This window comes from Methylobacterium aquaticum (assembly GCF_016804325.1).
Classification (GTDB): Bacteria; Pseudomonadota; Alphaproteobacteria; order Rhizobiales; family Beijerinckiaceae; genus Methylobacterium; species Methylobacterium aquaticum_C.
Genome location: NZ_CP043627.1, coordinates 6,355,001 through 6,370,990, shown reverse-complemented (window position 1 = coordinate 6,370,990; position 15,990 = coordinate 6,355,001). Strand labels below are relative to the sequence as shown.

Genomic DNA, 15,990 nt, shown 5'->3' with positions numbered 1-15,990 from the left:
CGGGGGGAGGGAGTTCTCATGAGCGAGCCGATCGTCTTCGTCCTGAACGGGCCGAACCTCAACCTGCTCGGCGAGCGCGAGCCGGCGATCTACGGCAGCACGACGCTCGCCGAGATCGAGGCGGCCTGCCGCGCGCGGGCCGCGACCCAGGGCCTCGCCATCGACTTCCGCCAGACCAACATTGAGGGCGTGCTCATCGAGAGCGTGCACGAGGCGCGCAAGCGCGCCGCCGGGATCATCATCAACCCGGCCGGCTACAGCTTCACCTCGGTCGCGTTGCTCGATTCGCTCAAGATGTTCGAGGGTCCGAAGATCGAACTGCACATCTCGAACATCCACCGGCGCGAGGAGATCTACCACCGCTCGCTGGTCTCGCGGGCCGCCACGGCCGTCGTCGCCGGCCTCGGCCCGAGCGGCTACGGAATCGCGCTCGACGCGATGCGCCTGCTCCTCGACGAGCGCAGGACCTGAGAGCCTGTTTGAGCAGGACTTCTACCCAAGACTTGAGGCGGGCGGGATCATCCTACCCTCTAACCTCATCCTGAGGTGCGAACGAAGTGAGCCTCGAAGGAGGGCTCCAGGGATCGCCGAGGCTTCTGGAGCCCTCCTTCGAGGTCAGTCGATCTGCAATCGACTAACACCTCAGGATGAGGTGGAAGGGTAGGATATCTCCTGATTTTTCTCAGTTTTTTAAATCGCTCTGCTCAAACAGGTTCTGACGCGACTGCCGGACGAGCCGTCCGGAGGCCGCATCGGCAGGCCCGCGCGGCGAAGCCGGAGGCCTCGTACGCCTGAGCGTGATCGATCGGAGCGCGAAGCGCGACGATGCGATCGGGCGCCTCCCGTAGAGCCGCCGGGTCGTGACCGGCTTTCCTCACCGGGCCGATCGTCGCGTGCGCCGCTCGGCCTTGCGCGTGGCGGTCTCCCGCAGGTGCTGCTCGATGGCGTCGTTGGCCTGGCCGCGCATCGCCCGAATCGCCTCGTCGTCGTCGAACGTCTCGGGAAACCGCCGTGACAGCCACAGATAGGCGCTGGCGAGCTTGACCGTGCGCTCCTGATAATCGAGCTCTCCCCGCAGGTTGGCGCGCAACGCCGGCACGCCCACCCCCGCGGCGCGGGCCTGGGTCCACCGTTCCAGCACCGACATCGCGATCTCGTCGCGCCGGTCCACGGGGCAGACGGAGAAGACGAACTTTTCCTGGATCGGCAAGCGGGCGCGGTCGACCAGCCGGGCGACCTCGAGAATTTCCTCCAGGGCGGAGGGCTGGAACGGCGAGCCGGCATAGAAGGTCGCGCGGGCGAAATGCGCCAGCACCTCGCGCAGGCTCTCGGTCTGCATCTCCTCGGCGACCGAGGTGATCGCGATCAGGTCGGGCCGGACGAAGAAGCGCGTATCGGCCGCCGGCGCCGTCGGCGCGCCGCCGAGCGCGGTCCGCAGGGGCGCGATGCCGGTCTCGTCCGCGGCGGCGACGTAGCCGACCTCCTGATGGCCGAAGCGGCCGGCCCGGCCGGCGATCTGCCGAATCTCCGAGTTGGTCAGCGCCCGCTCCTGGACGCCGTCGAACTTGCGCACCGCCGAGAACACGATGCGTTTCAGCGGACCGAGATTCAGCCCCATGCCGATCGCGTCGGTGGTCACCAGCACGTTCGCCTCGCCGGAGCGGAAGCGGGCGGCCTCCGCCCGTCGCACCTCCGGCGACAGGGCGCCGTAGATCGTCGCCACGCTGTGGCCGGCGGCGACCAGGACCTCGCGGTTCTCGTGGACGGCACGGCGCGAGAAGGCGACGACGGCGTCGCCGGGCTCGACCTTCTCCAGGGGGACGGGCTCGTCCATGAGGACGAGCGGCGTCTTGCGCTCGAAGGGAATGACCTCCAGCGACTCGCCCGCCGCCTCGGCGGCGCGCCGGACATAGGCCAGGGCGTCGTCCGATCCGCACACGATGACGGTCTTGGCCGGCACCCCGAACAGCGCGTTGGTCCAGGCCCAGCCGCGATCCGGATCGGAGAGCATCTGGATCTCGTCGATCACCGCGACGTCGACGGGGCGCGTCAGGTCCGCCGTCTCGATCGTGCGCGCGGTGTGGGTCGGCCTGTCCTCGCCGAGCACCTCCTCGCCCGTGACCATGCCGGCGCGCAAGCCGCGCGCCTGCAGCGCCTCGTAGTTCTCCAGCGCCAGGAGCCGCAGGGGCGCGAGGTAGGTGCCGGTCGCGGCCTCGGTCAGCGCCGTGAGGGCGGCGTAGGTCTTGCCCGAGTTGGTGGGGCCCATGTGGAACCGGATGCGCCGGTTGAGCCGGCGCGCCGCGGTGAATTTTTCGATGTACGCGCCGAATCCGACGCGATCCTGGAGACGCCGGAGACGGGAATCCTGGCGCGCCACCGTCCTGGCGCGTTTGCGCACCGGGGTGAGGGTGTGGAACAGCGAGGAGCCGAGATCGGCGTCGAACGGAAACGGTCGTGAGCGCAGCGAGCGGTCGAGCTGTGCGATGTAGGCGGACGCGTCGGCCCCGACCTCGCGCAGATCGAGCCGGATCTGCTCCCGAAGGCGCTCCACGGGCCGGCGCAGCTCGCCGGTGATCCGGGTGGCGAGCTGGGTCACCGCCGCGCGCAGCTCCTCGACCCGCCATTTCGGGTCGTTGCGGTGCGCCATGCCCCGCAGGATGCCGATGGCGGCCGCGTCCGCAGGCGCATCGACCCTCAGCTCCAGGCGGCCGTCATCGAGGAGCGGGATCGCGACCCGGATGGTCCACGCGATGGCCTGACCCCCCGAGACCGTGGCCCGGAGGGCCGGCACCGCCCGCCGCAGCGCATCGACGCCGGTCTCCGCGAAGGCGCGGTTGGCCTTCATCGCCCGCAGGGCGCGGGCGACCCGGGCCTCGTCGACGTCGCCTCCGAATTCCGGCAGGGCGAGGTGAGCGCGCAAAGCGTCGAGATCGACGGCCCGGGGCGACGGCCCGAGACGCGCGACGATCTCGCTCAGAATCTCGGTCGTGGGTTGGACCCGCTTGCGTGCCACTGATCGGCTCCTCTCATCCTGCGCCGCTGGGAGAACTCTTACCTGGTCCGGCAGGATCGCGAGACCTGTCGTCGACGGCGCGACCGACCCGGCGCGCGATCGTGGCCGCGGAGGCCGACGCGGTGCCCGTCCCCGACGATCACGTCCGGGAAGACCACGTCCGGGCGGATCGTTCCGGCCACGCCGCGCACCATGAGGCATTCGGCGGCGGGCGAGGCCGATCATGGCGCACCCTTTCGACGGGCTGGCGCAAAGATGAGCGGCCGGCTGGCCGCCGGTCACGCGGCGCTCACCATCCAGACCGAACCGGCCGGCACCCGGATTCCGGAGACGAATGCGCAACACAGTCCCGTGCTATGGTAGCGCTTGAGGAACCGGTATCCGATGGCGAAGCTGCATCTCAAGACGCGCGAGGAGTTCGCCCAACTCTCGCTCCACGAGAAGAACGAATACCTGCAGGGCATCGCGCAGCAGGTCGCGCACCTGCGCGGGGACGAGTTCACCCCCCTGTCGAAGGACGGCCTCAGCCGCGTCCGGCGCTTCTACAGCCGGCGCTCCTTCGCGGATCTCAAGCTCGCGGATTTCGGCGAGGAGGAACCGCTCCGGAAATCCCTGACGGTCCTGGCCGAGGCGATCCGCGCCGAGGAAGTCGCCAAGATCGTCGAGCACGAGGTGGTGAGGCCGCCCCGCGCCCTCGTCCGGCCGCCGCCGATCGACGACGCCCAGCTGGCCTTCTTCGTGCCGACCGTCCACGACGCGCCGATCAAGGACGACATGAACCTGATGGACATCGCGCCCTTCGCCCTGTCGAAGACGACGGGGGAGGGGGTGATCCGCTACGAATTGAAGGATTCGGTCATCACCATCGAGGGCGGCGCCGAGGTCGGGCTCGCCACCGCCTACGACTACGACATCGTCATCAACATGATCTCGCACCTGGCGGAGCAGACGCGCCAGTACCGGATCGACGATTCCAAGGGCTTGCGCCCGTCCCTGCCGCCCCGGACCTACCGGCCCGCCGCCTCGGAGATCCTGAAGTTCTGCCGGCGCGAGCTCGGCGGCAAGCAGTACGAGGACCTCGAACGCGCGCTCGACCGCCTGCAGGCGACCCGGATCAAGATCACCAACCTGTCGAGCGACAAGGCCAAGACCCGTCGCCGCGAGACCGAGGCGTTTCCGCTGATCGGCCGCTACAAGGTCATGTCGCGCACCAGCGCCGACCGCATCGACCAGGTCGAGATCGACATTCCGGACTGGGTCTACGAGGGCGTCGTCAAGCCCGACGGCAAGCCGTCGATCCTGACCCTGAATCCGGATTACTTCCTGATCACCCGGCCGATCGCCAAGTTCCTCTACCGGCTCGCCCGCAAGGCGGCCGGGCAGACGGAAGCCCGCTACGGCATGACCGAGCTCCACAAGCGCAGCGGCTCGAAGCTGCCCAAGCACAAGTTCCGTCAGGCGATCAAGGAGATCGTCGATGCGGCGGTGCCGCTGCCCGATTACGACCTCAGCATCATCGAGGGCGAGCGCGAGCCGGTGCTGCGGATGGTCAACCGGTCCAGTGACAAATCCACCGTACATGGGTCCGGCGCGGCGTGACAAAACCGGGCAAGGGGTGGGCTGCCAAAACAACCGTATTTCGGTCCGTCCGGCTTTGCCAAAAAAGCGAATCGGTCGGCCACGGGTTTTGACAGGTGCCGTACATCGGTCCGGCCTGTCGTGACAAAAACGGGTCCTGTGGACGGCTGTGGATAAGCCGAATCCGGGCGTACATCACTCCGCGATGCGCCGTACATCGATCTGTCGGCGGCGTAGATCGATCCGGCAGCGCCGTACTTGGGACTCCGGCCACCAGAAATTTACCTTAACGATCATCGCGTTAGGGTGGGATCGCGCGCCTAAAACCTAGAATCAAAACTATAGAAACAGATTCTTGAAACGCCTTCGGCTGGCAAAAATTTTTCGATTCTGGGAAGACAAGGGACGGGCGTATTTCGGTCCGACAGAGCCCGGATTCGCACGGAACGGGTTTTCGTGCCAGTCGAGGGAGGCAGAGCAGCGACTCACCCTCATCGGCCATCGACCGGTCAGTAAGCTCCGACGATCCAGGCCGATGCACGATCGAGGAGGGCCAAGACTCAATCCAGGAGGCCCAAGACTCGAGGCTCCCCCCATCCGGGACGGCAATACAGTCCGGGCGCCGGTTCGTGCCGTCGGGGAACGCGCCCCGCATCGTGATCGAAGGCAGCGCGCGTCCGACGCTTCCTTGCGATTCGCACCGGCCGCGTCGTCTGGAATCCAGATCGTTTCGAATCCAAATCGTCTCGAATCCACGTCGTCCGGAACCGTGGCCGTCATCGCCGACTTCTCGATTCCGAATCGCAGCCATGCCGTGGAATCGTTGCGATTCGGAATCGAGACGGGCCGAAGGTCTCCCGCCCGGCGGCGATGGGCGACGACGGGAGGGGATGTCACACCGTTGAGGCAAGACGCGAATTCCGGCCCGCACGGGATCGGCCGCGTGGGGGTGATCCGCTCCCGCCGCGCAGGACGGGTGCGTCCCATCGCGGTATCGGTCGCGCCGATTCCAGTCCGACCTATCGTGAGTGACGATCCATGAGAGACGATCCGCGCAGCCACGGCCTCTGGGAGCGCTCGGCTCCCCCGGCCCCGCAGACGCTGCCGCTCGAGGGCCGGATGGCGGTCGACGTGGCGATCGTCGGTGGCGGATTCACGGGCCTGTCCGCCGCGCTCCACCTCGCGGAAGGCGGGGCGCGGGTTGCGATTCTCGAGGGCGTCGAGATCGGATTCGGCGGTTCGGGCCGGAATGTCGGTCTCGTCAATGCCGGGATGTGGGTCATGCCCGACGACCTGCCCGGCGAACTCGGCGCCGTGTACGGCTCACGGCTCCTCGACCTGCTCGGGGCGGCGCCCGCCGCCGTGTTCGACCTCGTCGAGCGGCACGGCATCGCCTGCGAGCCCGAACGCCAGGGAACGCTGCATTGCGCCGTCGGCCAGAAGGGCCTCGCCGAGTTGCGGGAGCGCGCCCGCCAGTGGCAGGCCCGCGGCGCTCCGGTCCGGCTGCTCGACGCGGAGGAGACCGCAGGGAAGGTCGGCACCCGCGCCTATGCCGGCGCGCTCCTCGATGCGCGGGCCGGCACGATCCAGCCCCTCGCCTATGCCCGCGGCCTCGCGGCGGCGGCGATCGCGGCCGGGGCCCGCATCCATACCGGCAGCCCGGTCGTCGCCGTCGCCGATGCGGGGACGCATTGGCGCCTCGATACCCCGCGCGGCGCCGTCGAGGCCGCCCAGGTCATCGTGGCGACCAATGCCTATACCAGCGCGGTCTGGCCGGAGATCCGGGCGGAGCTGGTCCACCTGCCGTACTTCAACATGGCGACCGCGCCCTTGAGCGACAACCTGCGCCGCTCGATCCTGCCCGAGCGCCAGGGCGTCTGGGACACCCGCGAGGTGCTGAGCTCGTTCCGGTTCGACCGGGCCGGCCGTCTCGTCTTCGGCAGCGTCGGCGCCTTGCGCGGGCCGGGCCTTGCGATCCACCGGGCCTGGGGCCGGAGGGCGCTCGCCCGGCTGTTCCCGCAACTCGCGGGCGTCGCCTTCGAGACCGAGTGGTACGGCCAGATCGGCATGACGGCGAACAACCTGCCGCGCGTCCACCGCCTCGGCCGGAACGTCGTCTCGTTCAGCGGCTATAACGGCCGCGGCATCGCCCCGGGTACCGTCTTCGGCCGCTGCCTCGCCGGGCTCGTCGCGGGCACGATCGGCGAGGATGCGCTGCCGCTGCCGGTCACCGATCCGGTCGCGGCGCCGCGGCGGCGGCTGAAGGAGGCCTTCTACGAGGCCGGAGCCCAGCTCGCGCACCTGACCGACGCGCGCTTCCGATGACCCTGCCGCCCCCAGAGCGAGCCGCGGTCGATGGACAGCCGGTGCCGCCTGTTCCACGGGCCTGCGCCGACCGGCATCCGACGGGGACGGCTCGGATGATCCTGGACGAGAGCGGCCTCGCCCCCTTCCTGGCGGCGTTCTACGGGCGCGTCCGCGGCGACCCGCTCCTCGGGCCGGTCTTCGCCGCCGCGATTCCGGAGGCCGACTGGCCGCGGCACATGGCGACGATCGAGGCGTTCTGGTCCTCGGTCCTGTTCAAGACCGGCCGCTACAAGGGCAATCCGTTCGGCCGGCACCAGGCGCTCGGCGCCTTGCGGCCGGAGCATTGTGCGCGGTGGCTCGCCCTGTTCCGCGAGACCGCCGCCTCGTGCTTCGCCCCGGACGAGGCGGAGGCCCTGCACGCGCGGGCCGAGCGGATCGGCGCCAGCCTCCAGGCCGGCCTGTTCTTCCGCCCGGGCGAGGCTGGAGCGCCGACCGCTTGCCCGTCATAGCCCTCGACGCGGTAGGGCATGGTGCGGCGTCCGGTGAGCGCGATCCCGGAGGCGGTCTTCACGCTGAACAGCTTGTCGTCGAGGGGCATCGACACGACGCGCTGCGGGTCGAAGCCGGCCGCCTGCCGGGCAAAATCACGGATCCCGAGGGTGATGAGGCAGGCCGGCAGCCCGGTCTCGCGGCGGATCTCCTCCAGGACGACCAGCATCCCCCGATACGCCGTCAAAAGCGCGTGGACCGCATCGAGATCCGCTGGTCCGGGCAGGAGATGACGGGCGTAGCGACGATGGACGCTTGCAGCGCTGGCGCCAAACCGCTCGGCGGTTCGGCGCCAGGTTGCACCCGTATTGACGGCGCACACGACACGCCGATCTGCGGGCAAGGCGGATCGTTGCTTGCCCCGTCACCCAACCAGCATTCGACGCGACCCGGTCTTCGCTGGCCGATCGCACGGTGCGCTAAAAGAAAGTGAAATTACCAGAGTACAGATCGTTCAATCTCACACCGACCAGAGCGATGTCACCCTGTCCCGCGGCCTTCAGCAAAACACCACCGCCGTAATCGACCGCTGAACCGAGGATATCGTCATTCGTGAATAATCCACGCTCAACTTTGATGATGTCGTCGCGGGCGAAATCGGTGATAACCTGATGACCGAAGCCCTTGTGGAAGCCGAACGTGTCGCTACCGCCGTTACCCGTGAGGATGCCGTCAGGGGTCATGTTGCGCTCGTCACCGGCCAGAATGGTATCGTTGAACTTCGATCCGATCGCGTTCTCGATGCTGGACAGGGTAACGTTGTTCAGGCCGTCCCAGGTGCTCTGATAGGCGAGATCGATAGTCACTGAGCTCTTCGATGTTGCGAAGCTGATCGTGTCGTTTCCAGCGCTGCCGTAGACGGTATCGGCACCGCCACCGCCGTCGATGAGATTGTTGCCATCATCTCCGAAGATAACGTCGCTGTATCGCGAACCGATAGCATTCTCGATGCTGGACAATGTGCTGTTGGACTGTCCGTCCCACGTCAGCTGAGACCCAAGGTCGATCGTTACCGGGCCGGAAGCATGGGTGAAGGCGACCGTATCGTTGCCTGCGCCGCCGAGGATCTGATCGGCGCCGCCATCGCCCTGGATGAGATTGTCGCCGGCATCGCCCCTGATCGTGTCGTTGAAGCGTGACCCGATCACGTTCTCGATGCTCGTCAGCGTATCGTTCGATGCGCCGTCCCAGGTGAGGCGAGCGGCCAGGTCGACGACGACGGCGTTCGCAGCATTCACGAAGCTGATCGTGTCGCTGCCCGTACCGCCGTCGATGGTATCCGCGCCCTCGCCCCCGTCGATGAGATTGTCGCCGGCATCACCGAGGATGATATCGGCGAAGCCGGACCCGATCACGTCCTCGATGCTCGTCAGCATCGCGTTGGACGTCCCATCCCACGTCGTCTGCGTGCGCAGGTCGACGATGACTGGACCTGTCGCACCACCGAAGCCAATCGTGTCGTTCCCTGCTCCGCCGTTGATGAGGTCCGCGCCACCGCCACCCTCGAACAGGTTGTCGCTCGCATCGCCATACATCGTATCGCCGAACCGCGAGCCGATCGCGTTCTCGACGCTGAAGATCCTGTCGTTGTAGCGACCGTCCCACGTCGTTCCGAATCGTAAATCCACAACGACCGCGGTGTCCGAGGACTTGAAGCTGACCGTATCCGTTCCGTCGCCGCCGTAAATCGTATCCGCTCCTGTGCCGCCCTCGATGACATTGTTTCCGGCATTGCCGTAGATGACATCATTGAATTTTGTGCCAACGGCATTCTCGACACTAATCAATTTTGTATTGAAATTACCATCCCACGTTTCGCCTCCAAGATTGATGACAACGCCGTTGATGGAATACGTGAAATCGATTAGGGTGCTGGTCGACTTCGTTGCAAAGCTGACCGTATCGCTGCCACCCCCGCCATAAATCTGATCTGCTCCGCCGTTGCCGTCGAAGACGTTGTTCCGATCGTCACCGAAAAAGATGTCATTGGCGGACGAGCCGATGACGTTCTCGATCCCGACCAGCGTATCGTTGTAAGATCCATCCCAGGAAATTTGCGCCCCGAGATCGACGACGACGCTCCCTGCCGCGGATGCGTAGCTCACGGCGTCTGACTTCGATCGCGACACAATGGTGTCGGGTGTGCCGTACTTCCCGTTCATGGCGGTCAGTGACGCTGGAATATCCGTCGGCGAAGCCAACGCGACCCTGGCGGCTGCCGGCTGGAAGATCGGCGACTGTGGTACCGACGGCTTGGTGTTGAGCGATATCGTCTGTCCGAAGCCATTCGACGACGGAGCGATTGAAAAGTAATACGGCGAGTAATCGCCGGAAAATCGCAGAATTTCTCCGTTCGAAAGTGTCAGAATATCTGTGGTGTAATCGAAAGAGAGTCGAAGGTTGCTTGAATTGACGATCTGGATCGCATTGTTTGACGTGAACGATGCGACGGTCAGGCCGAAATCGGTTTGGCCAACGGCAAGATTGAGAACGGATGTACCGCTCGATGCAAAGTCGAAAACGCCAGAGCTTTGTGCGATCGCATTTATCGTGACTGGGGCTGCGTTGTTGATGTAGGTTGGTATCGGGGAGAATATCGATCCATAGCTCGTTGAGTAGACAATTGATTTTGGATCAATGCTCTGCCATTTTATATATGACTTGTAATAAAGTGTTGGGCTTTTAGGCTGCTTTTCGAAATCAGCGTAATAATTCGAGTCATCAGTTTTATTAGAAGTGATGCGAAATAAAAAATTTACGTTACCTATATTTGTGTTAAGTTTATTATTTGTATAGTCGTATTGAAAATAACTTTTATCAATCGTTATCTTATCATCAGAGTTCTTTTCGTTGGTAGCAACAAAGCTCGGAACGATATAGTAACGAATTTCAGCCATCGGCTCCCCCTGTTTGCCGAGAAAAAATAGATTATAAATTCATGAGTGTCAATCGTCGAATATTTATTCTATTAGTCCCGATAAGATCGTCTCGGAGGATTATATATCCATGTTGAGACTCTTCGGCGGTCGGTCAGTAGTGGTCGCGTGTTGGTGGAGTCCGCGGCGGCCCACCCGTATCCGTCTATCAGCGTGTCGTCTCCGCCGTCATGGTGACAGTGCTGCCGGCGTCAATCGCTGGTATCCGGTCATCTCCGGGGTGGTTACGTCCGGCCCGGGGATGAGACCTCGCACGTCGTCATGGCCTGCGCGTCGCGGATCCTGAAGGCCGTGCGGCGCGCGCAGCACAATCGTGGCGACGGAGGTGCGCGGCGCCCGCTCAAGCAGAGGCCACGACCAGCACCGGCAGCCCGTCGCGCTTCTTGTCCCGTGATCGCTCACCGGCAAAGAACCGGGTTCTCTACGCCGCCAAGCGGGAGCGCCCGGATCGAACGGAAGCCCACCGGGCGCCGTGTGGGGCCGGCTCGACATCGGTTCCGGGCCGACGGGACGGATCGACCTCTCCGAGGCCGCGATCGAGAAGACCGGTGGCGCCGCGATCGCCACCGGGCTGCGCGCGACGATCGGTATGATTCAGCGGCACCAGGCGCCGCCGACGATGTCTCGCTACCAGATCCAGGGCGGCGGTTCGGTAGAGATCGTCAATGCTCTCAAGGATGTCGATTCAGAATTAATAGCCATAAAATATTTATATGGCATAATATTATCAGATAATGCAATATAAATAATAATATTCACATCATTGCGACACCAAGAAAGCCGCGATAGCTAAAAAATTCCCTCTATGCTGAATAAAATTAAAATGATGATACATTGTCGTGAATAATCTTTCGGGGCTCGCCTCACCGGAGCAGATACTCCTTCCTCAGCATGCAATGCACGCCCTTGTGCTGGTTGACAGTCTGCGTCACCCGCAGGTCGGCGGCGATGCTGCACAGCGCGTAGGCCTCGTCGCGGGTGATGCCGGCGCGGGCGACCACGAGGTCGATCATCTCGCGCAGGGCCCGCTCGGCGCAGCGGTCGAGGTCGGGGTCGAGGCCCATGGTGATCACGTGGCTCGGCGTCTCGGCCCGGGGCGCCGTGAGGGGCAGATCCCGGCGCAGCACGAACTCGAACGTGCCCGACAGCGCGGTCTCGATCGCCGTGACGTTGACCTCGCCGTCGCCCTGCGCGCCGTGGCCGTCGCCGCAGGAGAACAGCGCCCCCTCGACGAAGACCGGCAGGAACAGCGTGGTGCCGGCGACGAGCTCCTTGTTGTCGAGGTTGCCGCCGAAGGCGCGCGGAATGATCGAGGTGCAGCGCCCCCAGGCCGGCGGCGGGGCGACCGCCATCACGCCGAAGAACGGCGACAGCGGCAGTTCCAGCCCCCAGGGCATCCGGGCGGTCAGGCGCTCCCGATCGAGGGGGATGTTCATCTGGTGGAAATGGGGGAAATCCTCCGGCAGGGTGCCGGCGAGCGGCCGGTGGCGGTTGAAGCCCCAGTCCTGGCGTAGACGGACGTCGAGGATCCGCACCTCCAGCACGTCGCCGGCCTGCGCGCCCTCGATCGCCACCGGGCCGGTCAGGATGTGGCCCTGGGGGATGCCGGTCTCGGCGGCGTGGATCGCCAGCAGCTCGGGCGGCACGTGGAAGCCTGCCGGCGGCAGGGCGTCGGGCCCGCCCGAGACGGTCTCGATCGTCACCCGCTCGCCGCTGCGGATCGTGAGGACCGGCGGCACGGCCGCGTCGAGGTAACCCCAGCGGCAGGTCTCGGGCGAGGCGGCCAGGCGATGCGTCATGCGGCGGAATCCGGGCTCGGCGGGGGAGGGACGGGTAGGGGAGGCCAGCATCGCCCGGCGCCGGGGCCGCGTCGAGGGCGGCGGCAGCGGAATCGGGCCGCCCGCGTCGTCGCGCGGGCTTGTCCGGGGCCGCGCGCCGGGCCAGATCGACCGGCCCCGTATGGGCCGGGCCTCGTGCCGGATGGGAGAGCGATGGACGAGGCAGCGGCCGGCCCCGCGCACGGGACGCCGGAGATGATCCGGCATTGCGCGGCGGAGTGCCTGGAGCTGGCGGCCACGTTCTTCGCGGCCGCCGCCGAGCGGCTGACCGAGAACGACCTCGCGGGCTATCGCTGCGCCATGCGTTGCGCCGCGGCCGCCGCCAAATCCGCCCGCGAGCTCGCGGCGCTCCTCGGCACCGAGGCGGCGCTCGACCGGGCGCCGGCCGAGGGCGCCGCCGCCTCGCCGCGCCGGCCCGACTGAGCATCGTTCGCCGGAGCGGCCACCGGCTCGGTGGCAGATCTTTGCCAAGGGCAACGAGCCGAGTGGCGCCCTGCTACTTTGCGCATCGCGCCTGGGCGCACGGCAGGAGGTGCAACCTTGCCCGTCGACCGCTCGCGTAAGGCTTGAAAACACCCGCGCGGTGTTTTACGCTCAAACCATGCCTCGCTCGGGATCCTTGCCGTCTCGGTTGACCTACCGGCTCCTGCCCGGGCCGGCGGATCTCGACGCGGTCCACGCGCTTTTGGCGGCGTATCGGCGGATGCTGGTCGTCCTGGAGGAGATCCGCCGCGCGCACGGCCTGCGGGCCAACGTCGTCGCCCTGGTCGCACATGGCTACCAGCGGGCGCGCCACGAGACCGGGCTGCCGGCCCGCCTCGTCACCCTCGGGATCCGCGACTTCGCCCGGCAGGCGGCCGGCTTCGACCCGCAGCGCGTCGTGTCGATGCCCCTCGACGACAAGCTGTTCAGCGTGAAGACCGCCTCCGAGATCGCGCTCACCACGCTCCAGGGACGCCGCACCATGCCCTACCGCGTCGAGGGCTATGACGGCCCGTGGCACGACCTGGCGAGCGCCCGCCTGACGCTCGAGGGCGACGCGCTCACCATCCAGGTCGGCGTCTCCGTCGCTGCCTCGGAGGACATCCGCAAGGAGGAGACCCGCATGCCCGAGACCATCCTGACCCGCGTCGGCCGGATCATCGGCGGCCTGTCCAGCGCCGCCCTCGACGCGGTCGAGGACCGCAATCCCCTGGCGGTCGCCGAGCAGGCCCTGCGCGAGATCGATGCGGTGATTCACGAGGCCCGGCTCGACCTCGGCCGGATCAAGGCGGAGGCCCACCGGCTCACGGCCCGCCGCGGCCAGCTCGACGCTGAACTCGCCGCGCTTCCCGACAAGCTGTCCCTGGCGCTGGCGAACGGGCGCGAGGACCTGGCGCGAGCCGGCATCGCGCGCCAGCTCGACCTGGAGAGCCAGATCGAGGCGATCGAGTCGACCCTCGCCGACGTCGACGAGCGCCAGGCCGCCGCCGCGAAGGCGATGCAGGCAGCGCAAGCCGCCCGGCGCGACGCCGAGCACCGGATCGCCCTGTTGCGCACGCCGCCCGCGAAGGCGGCCGATCCGCTCGACGGCTACGGACGCGAGGAGGCGGCACGCAGCCGCCGGATCGCGCAGTCGCTGCGGGCGATCGACCGGGTGACCGGCACCGCCGCCTCGGTCGCCGATCCCTCGATCGAGGAACTGGACCGCCTCCACCGCGACGACGCCATCGAGCGGCGGCTCGCCGCGCTCAAGCAGGGCAGGTTCTCGTGAGCGGCCTCGTGGGCTCGCTGGCCGGCCCCGCGCTGTTCCCCTTCGCCCTGGCGGCGGCCGTGATGGCCGGCCTCGTCGCGGTCGAGGCGATCTCGCTCCTCCTCGGGCAATCGCTCTCGGGGCTGGTCGACGGCGCCCTCGGCCACGACGGCGGCGGCGATCTGGTGACCGCGGCGGATGCGCAGGGCTCCCTCTCGCCCGCGGCCTTGATGTCGTGGATCAATCTCGGCCGCGTGCCCTTCCTGATCCTCTTGATCCTGGGCCTCGCCGTCTTCGCGCTCGCAGGCTTCGTCCTTCAGGGCCTCGCCGCCGCCCTGCTCGCCCCCTGCCGGTCCTCCCGGCGATCGGCCTCGCCGGTGCTGCGACGCTGCCGGCCTTGCGCGTCTCGACCCGGGCGCTGGCCCGGCTGATCCCGCGGGACGAGAGCTACGTGGTCGGCGCCGACGACCTCGTCGGGGCGACCGCGGAGGTCATCCTCGGCCCCCTCGACGACGGCCTGCCGGGGCAGGTCCGGGCCCTCGACCGCTACGGCAACACCCACTTCCTGCGCACCCGCGCCGCCCCCGGCGCCCCCGCCATGGCGAAAGGCGCCCGCGTCCTGCTGGTGGACCGCGCGGACGCGGTCTACCTCGCCGTACCCGCCACGCCGGACCTGTAGCCCGTCCAGAGCGGGCTCGTGTTGGCAGGCCAACGCCTCGCCCGGTCAGATTCTTGTTTCGCCGCAGATTCCCGGCGCCGAACCGGTATCCGCGTCGTCGGAAAATCCTTTATCCCCGCAGATGAAAGAACGCTTCCCGATGGACATGGTCAGTTCCGGCCTCGTCGGCCTGCTGGTGATCGCCGGCATCATCGTCGTCGCGCTCCTCGGCATCGGCGTCGTGTTCAGCCGGCTCTACCGGCGCACCACCCGCGACACCGCCTTCGTCCGCACGGGCCTGGGCGGGCGCAAGGTCGTGGTCGACGGCGGCGCGGTGCTGCTGCCGGTGTTCCATTCCATCGCGATGGTGAACCTCAATACGCTGCGCCTCGAGGTGAAGCGCTCGGGCAACGAATCGCTCATCACCAAGGACCGGCTGCGGGCCGACATCACGGTGGAGTTCTACGTCCGGGTCGAGCCCCGGGAGGAATCGATCGCGCTCGCCGCCCAGACGCTGGGCGAGCGGACCAACGACGCGATGCTCCTGCGCGAGCTGATCGAGGCGAAGTTCGTCGATGCGCTGCGGGCGGTGGCCGCCGGCATGACCCTGCCCGATCTCCAGGAGAAGCGCGCCGACTTCGTGAAGGGGGTGCAGGAGGCGGTCTCGGGCGACCTGCGCCATAACGGCCTCGAGCTCGAATCGGCGTCGCTCACCCGCCTCGACCAGACCTCGATCGAGCATTTCAACCCCGACAATTCCTTCGACGCCGAAGGCCTCGCCCGGCTGAAGGAGATCACCGAGCAGCGCCGCAAGGAGCGCAACGCCACCGAGCGCGACGCCGAGGTGGCGGTGGCCGAGAAGGACCGCGAGACCGCCCTCAAGCAGCTCGAGATCAGGCGCACCACCCGCGAGGCCCAGCTCGCCCAGGAACGCGACATCGCCAACAAGACCGCCGAGACCCGCGCCGAGACCGCCCAGGCCGAGCAGCGCGCCCAGCAGAGCGAGGAGACCGCCCGGATCGAGCGCGAGCAGGCGGTGCGCCTGCGCGAGGTCGAGGCGCGCCAGACCTCGGAGAGCGCCCGGATCGCCGCCGATCTCGCCATCGGCCAGCGCAACGCGGAGGCCGAGCGCGAGCGCCAGCTCATCCTCCAGGACAACGCGATCAAGATCGCCGAGCGCTCGCAGCGGGAATCTGAGGCGCGCGCCGCCGCCAAGGCGGCCGAGGCCCTGGCGGTCGCGGCCGAGGAGCGCGTCGCGACGGCCAAGGCCAAGGAGATCGCCGAGCGCGAGCGCGAGATCGCCGTCATCGCCGCCCGGCGCGAGGCGGAGCGGGACGCCACCGGCGTCACCGTCACGGCGGAGGCCGAGCGCCGCGCCT

General features: G+C 67.2%; 14 protein-coding genes (1 of these 14 running past the window's edge). 11 read left to right on the top strand and 3 right to left on the bottom strand.

Features of this window, described 5'->3' with window-relative positions; all coding sequences use genetic code 11:
• The first annotated feature begins 18 nt into the window (after positions 1-18).
• Positions 19-471, top strand: a complete 453-nt coding sequence (locus tag F1D61_RS29350) for a type II 3-dehydroquinate dehydratase (protein WP_203155563.1) — start codon at positions 19-21, stop codon at positions 469-471.
• A gap of 403 nt (positions 472-874) precedes the next feature.
• Here F1D61_RS29350 and F1D61_RS29345 read toward each other — a convergent pair whose 3' ends face one another.
• A complete protein-coding gene (locus F1D61_RS29345; protein WP_203155562.1) occupies positions 875-3,013 on the bottom strand; it encodes a helicase-related protein in 2,139 nt (712 codons plus the stop codon).
• A 384-nt stretch (positions 3,014-3,397) separates the two neighbouring features.
• Here F1D61_RS29345 and F1D61_RS29340 point away from each other — a divergent pair, with 384 nt between their 5' ends.
• The 4 genes from F1D61_RS29340 (at position 3,398) to F1D61_RS29325 (ending at position 7,880) form a co-directional block, all read left to right on the top strand.
• Positions 3,398-4,612 (top strand): replication initiator protein A, encoded by a 1,215-nt coding sequence (locus F1D61_RS29340; RefSeq protein WP_203155561.1) that lies wholly within the window; start codon positions 3,398-3,400, stop codon positions 4,610-4,612.
• Positions 4,613-5,629: 1,017 nt separating this feature from the next.
• Positions 5,630-6,916: an NAD(P)/FAD-dependent oxidoreductase gene (locus tag F1D61_RS29335; RefSeq protein WP_203155560.1), complete on the top strand. Its 1,287-nt coding sequence runs from the start codon at positions 5,630-5,632 to the stop codon at positions 6,914-6,916.
• A gap of 95 nt (positions 6,917-7,011) precedes the next feature.
• Positions 7,012-7,407 (top strand): group III truncated hemoglobin, encoded by a 396-nt coding sequence (locus F1D61_RS29330; protein WP_203155559.1) that lies wholly within the window; start codon positions 7,012-7,014, stop codon positions 7,405-7,407.
• Positions 7,395-7,880, top strand: coding sequence for a hypothetical protein (locus F1D61_RS29325; protein WP_203155558.1), 486 nt, complete (start codon positions 7,395-7,397; stop codon positions 7,878-7,880). Before F1D61_RS29330 ends, F1D61_RS29325 begins: the two co-directional genes overlap by 13 nt.
• Here F1D61_RS29325 and F1D61_RS29320 read toward each other — a convergent pair.
• Complete coding sequence (locus tag F1D61_RS29320; protein WP_203155557.1) at positions 7,867-10,344, bottom strand: beta strand repeat-containing protein; 2,478 nt, start codon at positions 10,342-10,344, stop codon at positions 7,867-7,869. The genes F1D61_RS29325 and F1D61_RS29320 overlap by 14 nt on opposite strands.
• A gap of 511 nt (positions 10,345-10,855) precedes the next feature.
• On the opposite strand from F1D61_RS29320, the gene F1D61_RS29315 reads away from it, so the two are divergent.
• Positions 10,856-11,128 (top strand): hypothetical protein, encoded by a 273-nt coding sequence (locus F1D61_RS29315; protein ID WP_203155556.1) that lies wholly within the window; start codon positions 10,856-10,858, stop codon positions 11,126-11,128.
• 118 nt (positions 11,129-11,246) lie between these two features.
• Here F1D61_RS29315 and F1D61_RS29310 read toward each other — a convergent pair whose 3' ends face one another.
• Positions 11,247-12,182, bottom strand: coding sequence for an acetamidase/formamidase family protein (locus F1D61_RS29310; protein ID WP_203155555.1), 936 nt, complete (start codon positions 12,180-12,182; stop codon positions 11,247-11,249).
• Positions 12,183-12,374: 192 nt separating this feature from the next.
• Between F1D61_RS29310 and F1D61_RS29305 the strand changes: the two genes are divergently transcribed.
• The 5 genes from F1D61_RS29305 to F1D61_RS29290 all read left to right on the top strand — a co-directional run.
• On the top strand, positions 12,375-12,644 hold the full coding sequence (locus F1D61_RS29305; protein ID WP_203155554.1) for a hypothetical protein: 270 nt from the start codon (positions 12,375-12,377) through the stop codon (positions 12,642-12,644).
• A gap of 208 nt (positions 12,645-12,852) precedes the next feature.
• Positions 12,853-13,974: a PspA/IM30 family protein gene (locus tag F1D61_RS29300; RefSeq protein WP_246775601.1), complete on the top strand. Its 1,122-nt coding sequence runs from the start codon at positions 12,853-12,855 to the stop codon at positions 13,972-13,974.
• Positions 13,971-14,384 carry a hypothetical protein gene (locus tag F1D61_RS35485; protein ID WP_432443187.1) on the top strand — a complete coding sequence of 138 codons (414 nt, stop codon included), beginning with the start codon at positions 13,971-13,973 and terminating at the stop codon, positions 14,382-14,384. Before F1D61_RS29300 ends, F1D61_RS35485 begins: the two co-directional genes overlap by 4 nt.
• Complete coding sequence (locus tag F1D61_RS35480; RefSeq protein ID WP_432443186.1) at positions 14,351-14,632, top strand: OB-fold-containig protein; 282 nt, start codon at positions 14,351-14,353, stop codon at positions 14,630-14,632. The genes F1D61_RS35485 and F1D61_RS35480 overlap by 34 nt, the downstream gene beginning before the upstream one ends.
• 139 nt (positions 14,633-14,771) lie before the next feature.
• Positions 14,772-15,990 carry the 5' portion of a flotillin family protein gene (locus tag F1D61_RS29290; RefSeq protein ID WP_203155552.1) on the top strand. 494 nt of this gene lie beyond the right edge of the window, so only the first 1,219 of its 1,713 coding nucleotides appear in the window; the start codon lies at positions 14,772-14,774; its stop codon lies beyond the right edge, outside the window.

Bases quoted from the DNA above. Each gene is read 5' to 3' on its own strand.
- F1D61_RS29350 (WP_203155563.1), top strand. From the start codon at position 19: ATGAGCGAGCCGATCGTCTTCGTCCTGAACGGGCCGAACCTCAACCTG.
- F1D61_RS29340 (WP_203155561.1), top strand. From the start codon at position 3,398: ATGGCGAAGCTGCATCTCAAGACGCGCGAGGAGTTCGCCCAACTCTCG.
- F1D61_RS29335 (WP_203155560.1), top strand. From the start codon at position 5,630: ATGAGAGACGATCCGCGCAGCCACGGCCTCTGGGAGCGCTCGGCTCCC.
- F1D61_RS29330 (WP_203155559.1), top strand. From the start codon at position 7,012: ATGATCCTGGACGAGAGCGGCCTCGCCCCCTTCCTGGCGGCGTTCTAC.
- F1D61_RS29320 (WP_203155557.1), bottom strand. From the start codon at position 10,344: ATGGCTGAAATTCGTTACTATATCGTTCCGAGCTTTGTTGCTACCAAC.
- F1D61_RS29310 (WP_203155555.1), bottom strand. From the start codon at position 12,182: ATGACGCATCGCCTGGCCGCCTCGCCCGAGACCTGCCGCTGGGGTTAC.
- F1D61_RS29305 (WP_203155554.1), top strand. From the start codon at position 12,375: ATGGACGAGGCAGCGGCCGGCCCCGCGCACGGGACGCCGGAGATGATC.